This is a genomic window from Croceitalea marina (assembly GCF_042684265.1).
In the GTDB taxonomy this organism is placed as follows: Bacteria; Bacteroidota; Bacteroidia; order Flavobacteriales; family Flavobacteriaceae; genus Croceitalea; species Croceitalea marina.
This window is the reverse complement of sequence record NZ_JBHULB010000016.1, coordinates 80616-100331: the sequence shown is the minus strand read 5'-3', so window position 1 is coordinate 100331 and position 19716 is coordinate 80616. Positions and strand designations below refer to the sequence as shown.

The following is a 19716-nucleotide window of genomic DNA, read 5'->3' as shown; positions in this document are numbered from 1 at the left end:
AGGTATGAGAATAGTACAGGACATTAAAATTAAAGGGGAACAGTTTTTGAATGTGGAGCCTTTTAAAAAATTAAAGAATCCGCTACTACTTGTTTTTGGTAACAGGTATATGTTGGAAGAAGATGATATATATAAAGAAATAAAGAAAATAGTACCCTCGGGCCATATCGTATTTGGTAGTACCTCTGGAGAAATATTAGAAGATGCTGTTTACAATGATTCTGTGGTAGTTACTGCCATAGAGTTTGAAAGGAGTTCTTTCATAATCAAATGTAGTAACGTTTATGATTATAATAATAATGATGCTCTTTTAGGAGAAAAACTTATGGAAGAGTTTCCAACTAAAGACTTAAAACATGTATTTGTAGTTTCTGAAGGAAGTATAGTAAACGGTAGTGCCTTAATTAATGGTTTTGAGAGGAAAAAGGGAGCAAGTGCAGGATTATCTGGAGGACTTTGTGGAGACGATGCTCGTTTTGAACGTACCCTTGCATCTTATAATGAAAATCCTAAAGAAGGTGAAATTATAGCCATCGGTTTTTATGGTGAGGCCTTAGAAATCACAAGTGCTAATTATGGCGGATGGACACCGTTTGGCCCTGAGCGTATTATTACCAAGAGTAACAATAACGTCTTATATGAGTTGGATGGAAAACCAGCATTGGACCTGTATAAAAATTATCTAGGGGAGAAAGCAAAAGACTTGCCAGAGTCTGCTTTATTATATCCTCTAAGTGTTAAAACAAAAGTAGATGAGGAACCTATAGTACGTACCATTCTAAATATAAATCATCATGATAATTCGATGGTTTTGGCTGGTGATGTCCCTGAAGGATCAAAAGTACAATTGATGATGTCTTCGGTAGATGATATTGCAAATGGAGCGAATAAGGCAGCAAAACTAGCCATGGAAAACCGAAAAACAAAACCAGAATTGTCACTTTTGGTAAGTTGTATTGGTAGAAAATTGGTAATGGATCAACGTACCGAGGAAGAGATTGAAGAAGTAAAATCTGTTGTGGGTAAGGATTCTTTTATATGTGGATTCTATTCTTATGGTGAAATGGCCCCATTTAGTGAAAATAAAACATGTAGATTACATAATCAGACAATGACATTAACCTTATTTAGTGAATAATGCATCGATTGTTGCTACGACAAATTAGGAAATATAGCTCAACTGAGCTCTTGAAAGATTCTACATTTTCAAATTTTTTAGAGGCTATTGCTATGTCTTATGAAAATTATGATGAGAAACTTACAATGATGCAACGAGCAACAGCTATTAGTTCGGAAGAATTATATGAGGCTAATGTGAAGTTGAGGGAAGAAGGAGTGCGACAACAAAATATATTAGTTTCCTTAGAGAAAGCAATTAGTAGTTTGACCGAAAATTTTAAGAAAGATGAAATTTTTGGAAAAATAGATAAAACCGATTTTGACGCCGAGAACAGCGCAAAATACATAAGTAGTCTGGCGAAGAAAGTATCAGAAATTTCTTTAGAAAAGGATAAATTGTTGAAAGATTTAGAAGATCAAAATCAATCTTTGAATAACTATGCCCATGCAGTTTCGCATGATTTGAAGTCACCAATTAGAAATATTAACACCTTAATGAGTTGGATTTTAGAATCGGAAGAGCAAAATTTTTCTGATTCTAGCAAAGAAAACTTTGCATTGGTATCCGAGAATTTAGAAAAAATGGATAAACTCATTGACGGGATTTTAAGTCATGCTAGTTTAGGTCAAACATCAGAAAAACGCACTACATTTAATTTAAAAGATTTACTAGAAGAAATATCGCAGATAGTTTATGTGCCAGAAAATGTTGAGATAATTTTAGAAGAAAACTTACCTATTTTGCATTTAGAAAAGGAAGTTCTACAACAACTCTTCATGAATTTAATGACAAATGCTATAACTGCTACTGAACACCGTGAACATGGTAGAATTTGTATTAGTGCGGAAGAAGAAAAAGAATATTGGAAATTTAAGATTACCGATAACGGAAAAGGAATTGATTCTAAATACCAATCGGCTATTTTTAAAATGTTTAAAAAACTTGAAAATGACTCGAAAACAACCGGAATTGGTTTGGCAATTGTTAAAAAAATAGTTGAGCTATACAAGGGGAAGATATGGTTAGAAAGCGAGTTAGATAGGGGTACAACATTTTATTTCACCATAAAAAAATGAGTATGCTAGAAAAGCCTAATTTATTTTACGTGCAAGAACTTGCAGGCGATGACCTTGCTTTTGAAAATAAATTTATTGGAATTTTAAAGGATGAATTTCCATTGGAACAACAAGAATATGTAAATTGTATAGAGAAAAGTCAGCTGATAGATGCTGCTCAAATAGTTCATAAACTAAAGCATAAATTTAATATACTTAGTATGACAGAGTCTTATACCTTTGCTGTGGCTTATGAAGAGGAGCTGAAAAAAAGTAGACCACAAAAGGATAAGCGTTTTAGGGAAATTTTGAATACCATAGAAGACTATTTAAAAACAATCTAGTATGAAATGCATTATCATAGACGATGAGGTAGCGGCAAGAGCTATTGTCAAACAGCTTTGCTCAAAAGTTTCAACCTTAGACATAATTGGAGAGTTTGATAATGCCATTGAAGCAATAAAATTTTTGAACCAGTATGATGTAGACCTTATCTTTTTAGATATTCATATGCCAGGTTTTAGTGGAGTAGATTTTGTACAGACTTTAAAAAATCCACCGAAAATCGTAATGACAACTTCAGATACAGAATTTGCAATTGCTGCTTATGAGTATGAGGCTATTATAGACTATTTGGTAAAACCTATTACACAGGTACGTTTTGAAAAATGTATTCAAAAAGTTGAAAACACTTCGTTTGTGACTAATTCAAAAAATACTACTAAAGCTAATCAAGAAGATGTTGGTGAAGACTTGTATATTAATATAGATAGGAGGCTAATTAAGCTTAAATTGAACGATATATTGGTAGTTGAGGCTAAAGGTGATTATATTGAAGTTAAAACTACAAAACAAGATTATAGAGTTCACACCACCCTTAAAAAAATAAAAGAAAAACTGCCAGAGAATACTTTTCTTCAAATACATCGGTCTTACATTATTAATTTTACAAAAATTATAGATATAGAAGACAATAGTGTATTAATAGAAAAGAGTGTTATACCCATTAGCCGTTCTAATAGGCCAGAACTTATGCGGCGACTGAACTTACTCTAACACTGAGGATAACAAAACTTGTTTCTACAGTGTATACAAGATTCTTATTGCCTTAACTTTTTGTAGAATAATGGTTTTTTGGTCAATAGCCACTTTAGCTTAATTCCAATTTCGGTAAATTCAAAACCAACGGCGGTCGCTGAGGCTATATTACTATACTTACCATAGATGTTAGTGCTAAAGCGTTTAGAGAGCTGGTATTGTACACCTGCTTCACTTCTAAAAATGGCGGTTTTGGAGTCTTGCTCCACTTTTTGAAATCCTGTTGCAGCACTAAGCATATATGTTGTTTTCTCTGAAATATTACCTCTTATATCTGCAAAAAACTCAAATGCCTGGTACTTTTCTGGACTAAAATAGATGTCGGGCACCTGCTCTTTAAAAGACAGGTATTGATAGTTTATACCAATTTTTAGATTAGGCTTTTTCAATAGCTTGTAGTATAATGAACTAAACATTAGTTTTCGGGTATTTGCATCACTTTGTTCCGTATACATTAATTGAGTGTACCAACCAAGGTCAAAAGTAGTTCCCAAATTATATGTAAATCCATAATGATTTTGTACAATTTCACGTTCAATGAGGTCGGCATTAAAGTTTTGAACTTCACGCTGGTAGCTCAAACTAAGGTTTTGTAGGGCGAAAGGCTGCAATAGAAACTGTATGTCAAGAACAGGTTGCGTGTAAGCATCTTCTATAAACTTAGAATTATTTAAGCCAAGAACAGTTTTCAAGACTGTCTTTGGGAAAAACTTATATTCCATTCCGGCAAGAAGTACATGAGAATTTGCTTTGTTTCCGGTTACCGTGTTTTCTGTTGTGCGGTATAAATAAGAAATTGTAGTCTTAAATCTTGTAGATAATGAAAGGTTTATATTAGTATTAGAGAAAAAAGCCTTGTTGTTTCCATTATCAAATGTAAAGCCAGCATGCTCTTCAATATAAGGGGTATAACTTGAATTAAGTTTCTCTACAAAACTAAGGGCGTCTTTTTGATTTTCATAAACTTCAAGTGTTCTAAATGCCGCTTGATATGCTGGTACAATTTTATCAGCAGCAAATAAAGCATTTGCTTTTCCAAGATTGCCATCAAAAGATGCACTGTCTTTTTGTAAAATGGCTTCATAATTTTTAATGGCTGTTTTAGCTCTGCCGGTATATAACCCCAAAGTAGCCTTTAACGAAAAAATCCAATTTCGATTAGGATTGTGGTTTTCTAAACTATCAATTAGGTATTTAGCTTTTTTGTACTTAGCATTCCATATAAGTGCTTGTGTATACCTGTCATATGTTTGTTCTATTAATTCTACATCCTTAAAGCGAATTACATTTTTTTTAGCTTTTTTAGCCGTTATAAGTGCTTCTTTATTATTTTCATCAAGGTGTTCTGCCAATGCAATTCCGTTAAGCGCTGTGATAGAGTCTTTTGAAGTTGTAGCAAATCTTTTATAGGTGTTTTTTGCCTTCTCAACTTCTTTTATAATTAGGTAAAGGTTGGCTAAATTTAAAAGAGCATCTTTATCTTCAGGGAAATCTGTAAAAACTTCTTGTAACAATTGTTCTCCCCTAATGTAGCTTTGCTCGTTAATAAACTGGTTAGCATAACCTAGGCGTATATATTTACGCGTGGTCATGGCGCTTCTATTATTTGAATCTAATTCCAAAGCCTTTTCTACCCACTTTAATGCGGAGTTGTATTCTTTAAGATTACTTAATGTATTTGCGTAACCCAAAACTGCGGCGAAGTTGGTCGGATAATCTTCAACCATTTTTGCATATAATGGTTTTGCGGTTAGGTATTGTTTTGCCCATAAAAAGGATTCATTATAATTAATACGTACTTCAAAGTCGTTTGGATAACTTTGTAGTAGTTCTTTAAAAAGTTGCGTAGCTTTTTTTGGTTCACCGCTTAAACCTACTGCACGGGCATAACAAATTTGGGCAGTCTTATTTCCGGGGTTATCTTTTAAAAAGTCTAAGAAAAATACTTCTGCCTTATCAAAACTTCCTAATTCTAAAAGATTAAACCCCTCTTTCATGGTGTTTTGTGCCGTTAGAGAAAGAGAATAGAAGAAGCAAATGGATAGAATAATTAGTTGTTTCATTTTATGTAGGTAAATAACTACAGATAAATAACGTGAATACTTAATTTTTATTGGTTCATTATTAATAGTAAAGTTAGGACGAACGTAGAGGTATACACCATAAGCTTTTGATCATTGGTCTACAGAACAACTTGTTTGGTCTATAGCTCTTGAACTTTTTCGGATAATTGTTAGGTTATTAATATGAAATAGTAAGCCAAGGGAAGGAATTTCTCAAGATTTTAGCGCATTTGGACGAAGAACCATTGTTTAATACAATAACTGAGAAAAAAGACGTTTAAAAGTAAGAATAATCTTATAAATTATTTTGATAACATTTAGAATAGACTGCAACTTGTCGTAATCTAAACAAGAAAAAATGAAAATCCTAACAATAGACGACCAGACCCTAATTCTTTTATCAGTGGAAAAAAGATTGCAAGAACTTGGTTATACGGTAATGAAGGCTGATACTGGCAAAGATGGGCTTACTATTTTTTCATCTTTTGAACCAGACTTGGTCTTAGTCGATATTAATATGCCCGATATGAATGGGTTGGATGTTGTCGAGCGTATAAGAGCAATGGAGAAGAAAAAAACACCAATATTGGTTATGTCTGGAAATACCGATGAGGATATTATAATGAAGGGTTTTGAATTAGGTGTAGATGATTACATGAAGAAACCAGTGAGTTTGAACGAGATGGTCGCGAGAATTAAGAGATTGATCGGTAGTCCTAAACTGCAACATATTAGTATAGATGCAGATGCTCGAATGCTTCAAAAACACTGTGTGGGTGTCGTTATCCCTTGTTACAATGAGGAAGAAAGGCTGTCCAGCAAAGAATTTAAAGATTTTGCACATAAGAATTTGGGCTATCATTTATGCTTTGTTAACGATGGAAGTACAGATAATACTCTAGAAGTGCTGGAAGAGCTAAGAGCCGGTAATCAAAATAATATAAGTGTTTATAATTGCAAAAAAAACGGAGGTAAAGCAGAGGCGGTAAGACAGGGTATGTTGCATCTTGAGCAAGATTCTCAATTAGATTATATAGGATTCTTAGATGCCGATTTATCAACAGACTTTAGAGATTTCGACGAATTAGTGCAAACTTTAGAAGATTCAGAATATAAAATTGTTAGTGGATCAAGGATGAGCAGAATGGGAGCAAATATCACAAAAGAATCTGCTCGTAAGATTATAAGCATGACGATTAATCTTATTATTAGATCTATTTTAAAAATGCCTTTTAACGATACTCAATGTGGAGCAAAGATTTTGGAAAGAGATATCGTAAAAATGTTATTTGACAAACCATTTATTACAAAATGGCTATTTGATGTAGAAATATTTATGAGAATGAGAAAGCACTATGGCAAACAAGAAGTTCAAAAATATATTTGTGAGCAACCTCTTAAAAGATGGATTCATGCTGACGGTTCTAAACTGTCGATGAAAGATTCTATAAAAATTGTAGGTCAACTAGCCAAGATTGCTGTTGTCTACAAATAGTATTTTAGTTGATGTGCAAAAATTTAAACTAATTTAAAACTTAACCTAGATGAAATTAGCAATAGTAACGGCGTACCCGCCTAGTAAAGTAACCCTTACAGAATATGGTTACCATTTAGTAAAGCATTTTCGACTTCACAAAGAAATTACAGAACTTCATATATTATCTGATTTTACGGATGAGCCAAAGGATTTAGATTTTGATGAAGATGGATGTCGAATTATTGTAAGTAATTGCTGGGATTTTAACAGCTATACCAGTTTTTTTAGGATAGCTAAAACAATTTCTAAAATAAACCCAGATGCTATACTTCTCAACTTACAATTCTTAAAGTTTGGAGATAAAAAAGTTCCTGCTGCACTGGGGTTGCTTCTGCCTGCTTACTGTAAGTTAAGGAGAATTCCGACAATCTCGCTTTTACACAATATTTTAGAACAAGTAGATTTAGAGAATGCTGGAATTACAAAGAATAAGTGGCTTCAAAAGGCTTATAATTTTATAGGCACCACTTTAACAAAATTTGTCTTAGCGTCGGATGTTTTAGCCGTTACAATAAGTAAATATGTTAGGGTGCTAGAGCATAAATATAGAGCAAGAAATATTGCCTTAATTCCACATGGTTCTTTTGAGATTCCTCCAGAACCTAGTTTTGAGTTGCCAAAAGGACCAAAACAAGTAATGGCATTTGGTAAGTTCGGCACCTATAAGAAAGTAGATATTTTAATAGAAGCTGTAGAAATTGTGAGACAGCGAACAAAAGAGAATATTGAAATTGTTATCGCGGGAACGGATAGTCCAAATACCCCTGGGTATTTAGATGGAATAAAAGAAAAATACAGTCATATTCCGCAAATACGATTTACCGGTTATGTGGCAGAAATAGATGTGGCAAAAATATTTATGGAAAGTGCAGTCACTGTTTTTCCTTACACTTCGACCACAGGTAGTTCAGGCGTTTTGCATCAAGCTGGAAGTTATGGCAATGCAGTTGCTTTACCAGATTTGGGAGACCTTGGTATTCTTGTTAGAGAAGAAGGTTATGCAGGAGAGTTCTTTGATGCTTTAGATTCAGAGTCTTTAGCTATTGCTATTGAAAAAATTCTTACCAATGATGATTACAGAATTTCTTTAGGTAAAATCAATTATAAAGCGGCTTGTTCTTTACCAATGTCTGAAATCACTAAAATGTATATCGATTATTTTAAGGCAATTCAACTATCAAAGGATGAGGGCCTAAAGTTCGAACTAGAAAAAGTGAAAGAAGAGACGGCGGTTTAAGATAATTCACTGTGGCTTATAGAAATAAAACCCACATTGGTCTATAGTAAATTGCCTTCCACCTAAATCTATAATTTAAACCTTCTATCTATTAGATATTTGCGTTTAAAGTCTTATAAACTTAACCTTTTAAAAACCAAAATTATGGCTTTACAAATCACAGAAACAAGAGGAATGTTCTCCGTACATGGAGAATTGAATAGTAGTAATGCGAATATTCTTAACAGGCACATGAGCAGATTCATTAGTCCCAACAATCACATTATCTTAAACTTGGAACGTGTGACAAATATGGATAAATGTGCTGCATACGCGTTAAGAAAATTATATCTAAAAACAATGCAGTCTAATAGTATACTGTCTATAATTGGCTTACAAAACCAAAATATTTTATCTGTAATGGATGAGACGAAAACTACTTATATCTTAAGTGATGACCGTATTTAAGCTAATTGCTAAAAAAATTTCCCCAGAGCAGTTATTTATGGGTAGCGTACTTCTTGTTAATGGAGGTAACTATTTATATAACCTATTGCTGGGGAGATTATTAGGTCCAGCAGCTTTCGCCGATGCTGCTTTATTAATTACTTTGTTACTAGTACTGTCGTTCTTAGGAATGACTTTTCAATTAGCTACGGCCAAGTTTGCGGTTTTATTTTCAGACAAAAGTTGGGAAGCATTTCAACAATTAATGTATCGTTGGGCATTAAGTTTTGGAATAATAATAGGTGTACTGTTTTTTGCCAGCTCAAAAGTATTGATGAACATCTTTCAAACTGAATCAGATATTATGTTCAAAACTTTCGCGGTAGGTGTTCCCTTGTATTTTGTAATGTCTGTTAACAGAGGAAAATATCAAGGAAACCAAGCGTTTCATAAGCTGTCAGTCACCTATCAAACCGAGATGTGGAGCAGACTTTTACTTACTTTGGTTTTATTATGGTTAGTGCCTTTACCTCCGCCTTTTCTGGTAGCTTTTGGTATTGTTCTTTCTTTTGTTTTCGGATTGGTGCCCTTTAATTTTAAATGGAAGTCGATTATAACAACAATAACCCTTTCTGAGGAAAAACGAAAACAGGTTTTTAAATTCGTATTATTGACCGCTTTTTATGAACTTACCCAGATAATAATTAACAATAGTGATATTCTATTGGTCAAACACTATTTTGAGGCAGTAGATGCAGGATTGTACGCTTCTTTGGCTTTAATTGGACGAGTAGTTTATTTTGTAGCTTGGATGTTCGTAATGTTATTGCTGCCAGCTGTGGTTCAAAAACAAAAGGATGGAGAAGCAACAGCTCCTATTTTATTCAGATATGTTGGATATATTGGTATTTTATCGCTCTCAATAGTATTGCTATGTTCTCTTTTTCCGCATTTTATAATTAACATAATGTTTGGAAAGGCATATATGAGCATGGCACCCTTACTTTGGAAATATGCACTAGCTACTTCGCTTTTCGCCATATCCAATATTTTTGCCTATTACTTTTTATCTCTGGATAAATATGTGCCAGTATTGTTATCAGGTATTTTTGGACTCTCCCAGATAGGTATGATTGTATTTTTTCATACTAGCTTAGATATGGTAGTTTATGTGCAGATTATGGCGATGCTTACTTTGTTGGTGGCGCAATTAATCTATTTTCTAAACAAACATATGTAAAGTAGAAAACACCATTTTTACAAGTAAACAGAAGATTTTCTATTCTTAGGTGCTTGTTTTGGTGTCATAAATGGATATTGAATTTATTCTATATAAGTCCTGTATAAATAATATAAAATTTAGCTCATCTAAGCAAAAATTCCAATCGTCTACAGAAATATACTTGCCGCCGCGAAAATCTATAAAAGTAGGTTTGTTTGCTGGATATTTGTGTAGCAAGTTTAGCTTATAACCAATTTAAATTTTAATCTAGATGAGACTGGCAATTGTAACCGCGTACCCCCCAAGTAAAGTAACACTAACAGAGTATGGCTATCACCTAGTTAAGCACTTTAGACTACAAAAAGAAATAACGGAGATTATTTTAATTACAGATGTTACTATAGAAGAGAAAAATCTTTCTTTTGAGGAAGTAGGTTGTAAAATTATAGTAAAACAATGTTGGAATTTTAATGACTATACCAACCTATATAAAATTAATAAAGTCATTACAGACACAAAGCCAGATGGTATTTTGTTCAACCTTCAATTCTTAAAATTTGGAGATAAGAAAATACCCGCAGCTTTAGGATTAATGCTGCCGTTACTATGTAAATTAAAAGGGATTCCAACAATCTCTCTTTTACATAATATTCTAGAACAAGTAGATTTAGAAAATGCAGGAATTACTAATAAAAAGTGGCTTCAAAAAACCTATAACTCTATTGGTGTTACGTTAACAAAATTTGTTTTAGCTTCTGATGTTTTGGCAGTGACTATTAGTAAGTATGTTAAAGTTCTAGAAAATAAATACGGAGCAAGAAACATTGCTCTTATACCACATGGTGCTTTTGAAACCCCACCCCCACCAGACTATAAATTAGGTGATGGCCCAAAGCAAGTAATGGCTTTTGGTAAATTTGGAACCTACAAACGAGTAGAAATTTTAATTGAAGCTGTTGAATTAATACGCCAGCGCACTAATGAAAATATAGAGATTGTAATTGCAGGTACTGATAGTCCTAATACACCAGGATACTTAAATGAAATACAAGAGAAATATGCACATGTAGAACAGTTACGTTTTACAGGATATGTAGCAGAAGAAGATGTGCCGATTATTTTTAATCAAAGTGCTGTTGTAGTTTTTCCTTATACTTCCACAACTGGTAGTTCAGGGGTATTACATCAGGCGGGCAGCTATGGTAAAGCGGTTGCTCTACCAGATTTAGGTGATTTGAGCGTACTAGTTCGTGAAGAAGGTTATAGAGGAGAATTCTTTAATCCTAAATCGGTAGAGTCATTGGCAAATGCCATTGTTAAAATTTTAAGGGATGATGCACATAGAATAGCATTAGGTAAATCAAATTATAAAGCTGCATGTTCGTTGCCTATGGCTGACATTACCCAAATATATGTAGATTATTTTAAGGCAATTCAGAAGTCAAAAGAAGAAGGATTCGAAATAAATATTATAGATATTAAAATAGAAAGCATAGAATGAAATTTGTTTAGGTTAAGAGGGAAAGGGAGTGGTCTGGTTAGCCGCTCCTTTTCATTTACTAACTATTTTTGAGTATGCTTTCTTTTCTTTGCCTTGGGCATCTAAAATTCCAAAATGTTTTTGTTTGGTTTTTCGCCAAGGTAATCTTCCTGCTACAGAATTTGGGACCGTTTCAAAATCATGAAGCGTCCAAAATAAATAGGGAATCTCATGGGTGTTCAATATGGCTTGCATTTCTTTATAATAGGCTGCTTGATTTTCTTCAGACCCAAGAAAAGCATTCCAAAGACCATCATAAGAGGAAAACCCATACTCCTGTAACACAATTGTTTTTTCGGCTACGGCTTTTTTAAGTTGTGTATAGCTATCTAAAAAATCTAGAGGATTTTGGTAATAATGAAAGGAAACAAAATCTACTTGACTTGAAAGGTTTTTTGCGCTTTCTGGTGAAGACCAACCAATTGTTATTGGAGTTTCAGAATCCCAAGTCTTTATTTCTGAAATCATCTGGGAGAGCCAAGAAATCACCTTTTGTTTTCCTCTAGACTCAAAATCTAAATCAGGTTCATTTTTAATATCCCAAGCTTGCAGAGCCTCGTGACCTTTTAAGGTAGAAACAATTTGTTCGGCATGTCTATGAGTTAGTGTCCAATTAGCTATACTATAATCCCCATAAAAATCAAATAATGTTACGGTAACTTTTAGCTGATGCTCTAAAGCAATATCTAAAGTGTGTCTTAATTGCTGTAGTTTTTCAGTGCTTACCTCGGCCTTGCCAAAAGTGTCATAAGGCACGAATATACGAATGGTGTTCAACCCCATATTTTGGATGAGGTTAAAATCGGTTTGCAGTGTTTTCTCATCAAAGGTATTTCCAAACATATTCCATGCATGCTCTGCAGGATAGTAATTGATTCCTATTATACCCAATAATTCATCGGTTTTAAGAATATTAGAACTTTTATCTGTGTTAGAGGATGGTACCTGACTGATATGCCGAATACGCCAAAACCCATCTTCTAAAAGTAAAATAACCTTATAGGTAGCTGTAGATTTCTGTCTATAAATTAAATTATTGTTGCTGAAGGTCTCTTCGTAACGTGATACATTTTTATCTGTAATAATTGCTATTTTTCCATCTGCGCTATAAAATTCTAAATGAGGATTATGCGAAAGTGTAGTTGTTTTTATATAAATGTCTTTTTTTTTGTTTAAATCTAATAGCTGGGAGAATTTTACTTTAATACTGTCGGTATAATAATCTGCTAGTAGTAATGGATTATTGTTGGCCAGCGCACTGTTTTTTGCCAACCAGGCTTTTAAGTAATCACGTTCAATTTCATTTAAAGTTTGTTTTTCCATTGGCCTACCCTCATTTTTTAAAGGCCCCCAAATCACTTTTGGAAGGTATTCGGCTGATATCTCCTTTGGTAAGTGAAGCATGTCACCTCTTTCAGCTCCGGTTTTTAAATAAGACCATATAGAACTAATACCAATGATAAGAAGAGCAATAAGCGCTAGAAATGATATAATAAGAAATGTCCTATAAAGATTTCTGTTCATTTTCATTTCAAGATTAGTTTTTGCTTTTTAAAAATTCCTGCTGTTTCAATGGATAGGTCATATGTGCCATTAGGATGGAAATCTAGCGGAAGCTCAAATTTGGCTTCCCCAAGACGTGTACTTGTTTTTTTAGTAGTAATTACTATACCGTTTTTATCTAAAAGACGAAGAGTTATAATTAAACCATCGGGTATATATTGGCCCATAAAGCTTTGAATATTCTCCAATGCTATTTTTCTTCCATCTTCGCTAAAGGTGATATTAAAATCTTTAACCGCAGGTTTAAATTCCAAATTAATAGATTCGCTTTTGGCTGCTCCTAAAATGTATGCCGTCACCATCCACTTTTCAGCTTTGTCGGGGTGTAATAACTGTCCTGTAGCTTTACCGTTAATTGTAGTTCCCATAGTTTCTAACCTCATGCCTTTAGAATTAATTATTGAAAAGGTTACTAGAGTGCCATCACTTATAATGTTCTGAAATTCGTCTCGAATAATATCTGTCGAAAAAGAAATAACTTGGTTGCCATCTGCATAGGGGTGGTTTCGTGTATAATAAATTTTAAACTCTTCTGGCAGTGCGGGGTAGACAATAGTTGTCATTTCCTTACTTTTATGTTCTAAATAGGATGCTGTAATCAATATTCTACCTGTTTTGGTCGGACTAAATATATTTTGCCAACTAATTCCATTTTTTACTTTAACCGCACTTTCTTCAATAGAAGAGCCAAATTGATAGGTGTTGCTAATTATGGTAGAGTCTAATACAGGATTATCATAAATATCAGTAGGAGAAACTACGAACATAGAGAAATCAGTGCCACCAGCTGAGATGCTTCTTGGACCTAGAAAAGACGCAATTTTAACCCCATCTCGAAAATTGGGTATTATTGTAAGTGTTCCTTTCTTATATATTTTTTGATTGTAGATTAGATTCCAGGTGCAAAGTCCAGATTTGGTGGTGAAGGTCTTGGGGAATTCAAAATTTAAAAAGCCTTCTTTTATTTTTGGTTTAATTAAAGTGCTCCCAAGCGAATTTGTTATACTTAAGAATGCAATTTGCGTGCCCTTAAATTTTAATGAAATAGGAGAAGCGGCCACATAAATATCTTTAGTTTTAATTAATTCGAAAGATGGAGTGGAAAATGCATTCGCCACCTCTTGCTTTTGACATGTACAAAAGAAAATTATCACTAAAATATAAAGTACCTTTTTCAAAATTAATTCGGATTACCTATATAACTATTGGTTTGAACTCTTATAAATTCGTATGTTTTTCCCTTAAAAGCTTGTAATTGTTCTTTGCTATGGGACCAATCTCTTTTTGGAAATACCTTTTCAGAAATAGAGGCATTTGGCAAACCATTAACAAAACAGTATTCTAAACTACTGAATATGACTTCAATATCTGATAAATCAACTGGCTCATACTCGAAAAATTGTTTACGTTGAATTCGAACACCTTCTTCTAAAAAATGATTGTCTACCCAAATTAATTCTTTGCGGTTATCATAATAAGAAAATAGCAATTGCGGAATCGTTACTTCTTGTATACCAGCATTAAAGAGGGTGCCTGAAATCTTATTTGGAGTAAATTCCAGTTCTTGGACAGCGATTTGCTTGTATAAATCGGTTATGGCGGTGTTTCCTGCACATTGCAAATTAAATTTGGTCGGTTGTTCGGCTAAGCTAACAGGGGTAAACTGATCTGGGTCAAAAGTAGGTGGAATGGTGTCTTTTGTAGATAACCATGCGATACCTTCAAAATCTATTTTGAATGTTGTGGTTTCTTTAGGCATAAGCTTATGTTTCATGTGGTACTTTGCACTATAATTTGCAAGTTCATGATTCATGTCATTATATAGGGTTCCCTTAATTACCACATCTGCGGGAATGTCATCAACATTTTGAACTTCGCCAATAATACTATAACTTCCTTGGTGTTTTACAAGTTTGGCCTGTAGTACTTCAAGCACTGGTTGTTTCAAAACATCTTCATGATGCGTTTGTTGTGTAGTAATACGTCTTCTACCTTGGTTAAAAAATGAAGTTGTATTTGAAGATAAAAGCTGATCAGGGGGAAGGTCATTTTTTGGTTTAGAAGGTTCTAGGTACCAGCGTCTTCCTTTTTTAACAATTGTATGATAAAACACTTTGTTTATTTTTTCTAAAGGTGTTATCCAATAAGTTGAAACTTTAGTCTTTGCTAAAGAGTCGTTTTGCTCTATAATCTGAACATCAATGGCATTTAGCTTGGCGTAAGAACTTAAAATACCATCGGTTACCGAAACCTCTAACATGTATTGAGAAAGTTTGACGCCTGCGTCAGGATTTAAGTAAGAATATGCCCTTTTGAATTCTTTAAAATCCAAGGCATCGTAATAAGACATCACTACATTTGTAGGTGCAAATTGTGTGGCACTGGTTAAATAGGATTTATATATTCCAAAACCAAAAAGACAGAGCATAATTAATGCCCATAAATGATTAATTCGTATGAGGCTCTTTGAGAAAATAGTATAGTTAATCGCATATTTCAAGAAAGGTCCTTCAGGTAATCTTCTATTTTTAAGTACTCTATACCATACGTATTGTATGTTAAAAATGAATGCAAGTATTACAGTAAGTAAAGGAATAATACCCCACATTATTTTCAAACCTTTAGAGACATCGTCTTTTGGAATAATTTTAGGTAAGGGTGGTACATTTAGTTTTTCCCACACCATAATGCCATTCTCTAATTGTTGTAGACGTTGCCAGCCCGAAAAGAACAATATAGGATCATAAAATTTGTCGTTAGAGAAGACATATTTTAAATTATACTTTTCGGGAACTGTTAAAAATTGTTGCAGAGAACCTATACCTTCTACTCCTCTAAATTTCGAATTCTCTAAACGTTCAATAGCCCTTGTAGTTAATTCAGGAAGTCTTCTAGCAGAATGGTAATTTCCATCAACGGTCATAGCATTTGTTTGGGCAGAAAGCCAAGCCATCTGGTCACCAAAACCAAGCGGTAAATAGCGCCATTGGTCATGAGAATCTTGACTTAGAAAATTGACAATAGGTAATACTTTAATTTTTTTAGGCTGTGCAGGTCTAAAATAGTTGAGACTCATGGTAAAAATCACCATCAATAAAATACCTGATGCTAGACAACCTCCCAAAATGCGGTGGTAAACCGCACCCAAGTTTTTCTGAAGTGTAGCTTTTAAATCGCCTTGCACCATTCTATAAACGAATTCGCCAAAAATGGGTAATGCCATAATGGTAGCCCATAAGGTGAAACGATCTAAAGTCAAGATATTAAATGCGGTTTCTCCTAATAATTTTAATGGTATAGGGGTGGTTCCTCCAGTACCTAAAATAGCAAGTATGGTAAAAGAAAGACCAAAAAACAGGTAACGTTTACTATAGAAACGATAGAAAATATAAGGTAATAGAAATAAAAGTATACCCCAGGGAATTAGAAAAAACACCAAACCAGAAGAAGTAACCTCTAGAAAGTTATCTCTAGAACCATGTGGTATTGGAACTTGAGTAATAGGATTTTTTTTTGAATTAATCCAATATGGTAGTATACAGAAAACGATTAAGGTTAGCGATGTTATTCCAAAAAGCATAATACGCCAAAACAATTTTTTAAATTGACTCCAGAATACTTTAAAGGAGATATCCTTATTACTTTCTACTTTATCTCTTGAAGCATCCATAATTACCATCCCGATTAATGGAAATATGAAAAATACCATACCAAAAATTGGGGTGACATGATGAGAGGTTACGGTGACGGCTATTAATGAAAGACTCGTAGCTAAATAGCGAATACGACCAGTTTTTATCCAAGAATAGATTTCTGGTAGAGCATGTAATAAAACAGACAGACCTACAATACTGGGTAGTTGCCCAAATAAATGTAGGGTTTCTATAAATGTTGATGAGAAGACCGCTAGAATAGATGTATAACCTGCAATTTTACGATTTCCGGTAATTAAAAGGCCAAAGCGATATGCTCCTGTTATGAATAGAACTATAGCGATCAAGGTAACAGTGTAGAGACCAAATTTAAGACCGCCAATGAATGATAATATTGCAATGGATTGATGGGCCAAAGGAGGATACCCTTGAACTGTGAACCCGGTATACCATCTATAGTCCCAGGGCTCAAACCAACTTTGCGCATAGTGATCTGCAAAAAATAAATGAATCAATGCATCATAGGTACTCTCCAAGGTGAAGAAAATACTTGAACCATGAAAGGCTAACCCTATAAATAGAGCTAAAACCAATAGAACATTAGTTTTTTGCATTGGTAACATATTGTAAGAAAATATAACATTACAAAAGTATAGATATTGTGTATGTATCTAATAATCAGTCATCGATTTCATTTGACCATTCATCTACAGAAAAAAGCAATCTATCATTTTGAATCCTATTTGGAGGCTCACTGAAGCTACTTTTGATTTGAAATATTTAGAAATAACCAAATATTAAATTCTTAACCAATGAAAATTTTAGCAATTGATGACCAACAATTAGTTCTTTTGTCTATTGAAAAGAGACTTACCGAAGTTGGGTATGCAGTAAAGACCGCCAGTTCTGTGGAAGAAGGAATAAGAGCTTATAATTCCTTTTTGCCAGATTTGGTGCTTTTAGATATGAATATGCCCGAAATGTCTGGAAACAAAATGGTTCAATGCACTGGGACGGAGGTAGTAAAATATATAAGAGTTTTTAGGAACAAGAATACTCCAATTTTAGTTCTATCAGGTAACAATAGCGAATCTGTTATCATGGAGAATTTCAATTTGGGTGTAGACGATTACTTGAAAAAACCAGTAAGTCTAGATGAAATTACGGCACGTGTAAAAAGAAAGATCGGTGCTCCGATAGTAAAGAATTTTGCCGATAATGCTACACCGGATACTAGAATGATACAAAAAAATTGTATTGGGGTAGTTATTCCTTGCTATAATGAAGAGACACGTTTATTAAGTGATGAATTTAAGGCTTTTGCGCATAAAAATCTAGGATATCATTTATGTTTTGCAAACGATGGGAGTACAGATAATACATTAGAAGTACTTAAAGAACTAAGAAAAGGGAATGAGTCTAACATCAGTATTTATGACTGTAAGAAAAATGGAGGTAAGGCAGAGGCCGTGAGACAAGGTATTTTACATTTAACCAAAGACCCACAGTTTAATTATATTGGATTTTTGGATGCAGATTTATCTACTGATTTTAGAGATTTTGACGATTTGGTCAGTACTATTGAAAATTCTGATTTTAAGATTGTAAGTGGTTCTAGAATTTCGCGTATGGGAGCTGATATTACAAAAGAATCTGCTCGTAAAATAATTAGCATGACCGTAAATTTTATTATCCAAACCATATTAGGAATGCCTTTTAAAGACACACAATGTGGAGCCAAAATAATGGATAGAGATATTGCGAATACAATGTTTCAAAAGCCATTTATTACCAAATGGTTATTTGATGTTGAGATATTTATGCGGATGAGAAAATTTTATGGAAAAGCTCAAGCCAAAAAAATAATTTGTGAACAACCTCTAAAGAGATGGATTCATGCTGACGGCTCAAAATTAACAATGAAGGATTCTGTAAAGATTGTTGGTCAACTAGCTCAAATTGCCCTTAGCTATAGATAATAGATAAATAAATAAATCCAGTTCAGGTAATAAGTCTATTACTATTTTTGATACACTTATTTAAGTATAAAAATGAAATTTGTACTAGCTCCTGATAAATACAAAGGCTCGTTAACTGGGCTAGAATTTTGTAACGCTGTTGCCGAAGGTGTTAAAGAGGTTTTTCCAAAAGCAGATATTATGAAATTGCCTTTAGCAGATGGGGGCGATGGTACTATTGAAGTAGTTAAAGAATATTTGAATGCAGACTTAATTACCTTAAAAGTCTCAGACCCGCTGTTTAGACAAATACGATCTTCTTATTTACTTTCAAGTGATAAAAAGACTGCCTTTATTGAAATGTCTGAAGCTTCTGGGTACAAGTTGCTCCAAAGGAGCGAAATGAATTGTATGCATACTACTACAATTGGTACTGGAGAACTTATTGTTGATGCCTTGAATAATGGAGTCAAAGAAATTATTTTAGGTATTGGTGGGAGTGCAACTAATGATGGAGGTATAGGAATGGCATCGGCTTTAGGGTACGATTTTTTAGATAGTGATGGTAATATATTAAAACCAATAGGAAGCAACTTGGATATAGTAGCTACTATTAGAAAAGCTTCAGTTCATAAAAGGTTAGATGGTGTAAGAGTGAATGTTGCCTGTGATGTTTCCAATCCTTTTTATGGGCCTAATGGAGCTGCTCATGTATATGGCCCGCAGAAAGGAGTTAATTCAACAGAAGTTCAGTTATTAGATGCAGGACTCAAAAATTTGGCAAGAGTTATAAAGTCTGATTTAGAAATAGATGTTCAAAATATAAAAGGTTCTGGTGCTGCCGGAGGTTTGGGAGGCGGAGCTATAGCTTTTTTAAATGCAGAACTAAAATCAGGAATTGAGTTGATTAAAGAAATTGCTGATTTTGATAATGCTATTAAAGATGCAGATTGGATTATAACAGGTGAAGGTAAGTTAGATTTACAAACCCTTTCTGGAAAAACAATCGCTGGGGTATTAACTTCTGCAAAAAGAAAAGGTATTCCTGTTGCAGCGCTATGCGGTTCTGTAGAATTTAGTCCAAAAGATCATGAAATGACAGGTTTAAGCTATATTGCCGCAGTTTCTAATGAAACAGAAAGTTTAGAAGTTGCTATGAAGAATAGTTATAAAAACTTAGTAATAGCTACCAATAGGTTTTGCAAAACCTTAATAAAGTAATTTATATTTCAACTGAAATTACA

At 33.7% G+C, this 19716-nt stretch carries 15 protein-coding genes; 11 read left to right on the top strand and 4 right to left on the bottom strand.

The window, feature by feature from the left end; genetic code table 11:
- Positions 1–4 precede the first annotated feature (4 nt).
- From ACFSQJ_RS12020 to ACFSQJ_RS12005, 4 genes are read left to right on the top strand one after another with little or no spacing between them, the layout of a single operon-like run.
- Entirely contained in the window at positions 5–1138 is a 1134-nt protein-coding gene (locus ACFSQJ_RS12020) for an FIST signal transduction protein (RefSeq protein ID WP_377767213.1), read from the top strand.
- Between the two features lie 50 nt (positions 1139–1188).
- Positions 1189–2196 (top strand): sensor histidine kinase, encoded by a 1008-nt coding sequence (locus tag ACFSQJ_RS12015; RefSeq protein WP_377767211.1) that lies wholly within the window; start codon positions 1189–1191, stop codon positions 2194–2196.
- Positions 2193–2519 (top strand): Hpt domain-containing protein, encoded by a 327-nt coding sequence (locus tag ACFSQJ_RS12010; protein WP_377767210.1) that lies wholly within the window; start codon positions 2193–2195, stop codon positions 2517–2519. Before ACFSQJ_RS12015 ends, ACFSQJ_RS12010 begins: the two co-directional genes overlap by 4 nt.
- A 1-nt stretch (position 2520) precedes the next feature.
- Complete coding sequence (locus ACFSQJ_RS12005) at positions 2521–3231, top strand: LytR/AlgR family response regulator transcription factor (protein ID WP_377767209.1); 711 nt, start codon at positions 2521–2523, stop codon at positions 3229–3231.
- A 44-nt stretch (positions 3232–3275) separates the two neighbouring features.
- Here the strand turns inward: ACFSQJ_RS12005 and ACFSQJ_RS12000 are convergent, their stop codons facing one another.
- Positions 3276–5336, bottom strand: a complete 2061-nt coding sequence (locus ACFSQJ_RS12000) for a tetratricopeptide repeat protein (RefSeq protein WP_377767208.1) — start codon at positions 5334–5336, stop codon at positions 3276–3278.
- A gap of 358 nt (positions 5337–5694) precedes the next feature.
- On the opposite strand from ACFSQJ_RS12000, the gene ACFSQJ_RS11995 reads away from it, so the two are divergent.
- From ACFSQJ_RS11995 to ACFSQJ_RS11975, 5 genes are all read left to right on the top strand, one after another.
- Entirely contained in the window at positions 5695–6831 is a 1137-nt protein-coding gene (locus ACFSQJ_RS11995) for a response regulator (protein WP_377767207.1), read from the top strand.
- A 49-nt stretch (positions 6832–6880) separates the two neighbouring features.
- On the top strand, positions 6881–8110 hold the full coding sequence (locus ACFSQJ_RS11990; protein WP_377767206.1) for a glycosyltransferase: 1230 nt from the start codon (positions 6881–6883) through the stop codon (positions 8108–8110).
- Between the two features lie 144 nt (positions 8111–8254).
- The gene (locus ACFSQJ_RS11985) at positions 8255–8557 is read left to right on the top strand and encodes an STAS domain-containing protein (RefSeq protein ID WP_377767205.1); all 303 of its coding nucleotides are present in this window, start codon (positions 8255–8257) and stop codon (positions 8555–8557) included.
- Positions 8544–9776, top strand: coding sequence for an oligosaccharide flippase family protein (locus ACFSQJ_RS11980; RefSeq protein ID WP_377767204.1), 1233 nt, complete (start codon positions 8544–8546; stop codon positions 9774–9776). Before ACFSQJ_RS11985 ends, ACFSQJ_RS11980 begins: the two co-directional genes overlap by 14 nt.
- A gap of 253 nt (positions 9777–10029) precedes the next feature.
- Positions 10030–11259, top strand: a complete 1230-nt coding sequence (locus ACFSQJ_RS11975) for a glycosyltransferase (RefSeq protein ID WP_377767203.1) — start codon at positions 10030–10032, stop codon at positions 11257–11259.
- Positions 11260–11310: 51 nt separating this feature from the next.
- Here the strand turns inward: ACFSQJ_RS11975 and ACFSQJ_RS11970 are convergent, their stop codons facing one another.
- From ACFSQJ_RS11970 to ACFSQJ_RS11960, 3 genes are all read right to left on the bottom strand, one after another.
- Positions 11311–12822 (bottom strand): cellulase family glycosylhydrolase, encoded by a 1512-nt coding sequence (locus ACFSQJ_RS11970; RefSeq protein WP_377767202.1) that lies wholly within the window; start codon positions 12820–12822, stop codon positions 11311–11313.
- Between the two features lie 2 nt (positions 12823–12824).
- Positions 12825–13979: a hypothetical protein gene (locus tag ACFSQJ_RS11965; RefSeq protein ID WP_377767201.1), complete on the bottom strand. Its 1155-nt coding sequence runs from the start codon at positions 13977–13979 to the stop codon at positions 12825–12827.
- 62 nt (positions 13980–14041) lie between these two features.
- Positions 14042–17128, bottom strand: coding sequence for a hypothetical protein (locus tag ACFSQJ_RS11960; protein WP_377767199.1), 3087 nt, complete (start codon positions 17126–17128; stop codon positions 14042–14044).
- 198 nt (positions 17129–17326) lie between these two features.
- On the opposite strand from ACFSQJ_RS11960, the gene ACFSQJ_RS11955 reads away from it, so the two are divergent.
- Together ACFSQJ_RS11955 and ACFSQJ_RS11950 are read left to right on the top strand one after the other, a co-directional pair.
- The gene (locus ACFSQJ_RS11955; protein WP_377767198.1) at positions 17327–18493 is read left to right on the top strand and encodes a glycosyltransferase; all 1167 of its coding nucleotides are present in this window, start codon (positions 17327–17329) and stop codon (positions 18491–18493) included.
- Positions 18494–18565: 72 nt separating this feature from the next.
- Positions 18566–19693, top strand: coding sequence for a glycerate kinase (locus tag ACFSQJ_RS11950; protein ID WP_377767196.1), 1128 nt, complete (start codon positions 18566–18568; stop codon positions 19691–19693).
- The last annotated feature ends 23 nt before the right edge of the window (positions 19694–19716 follow it).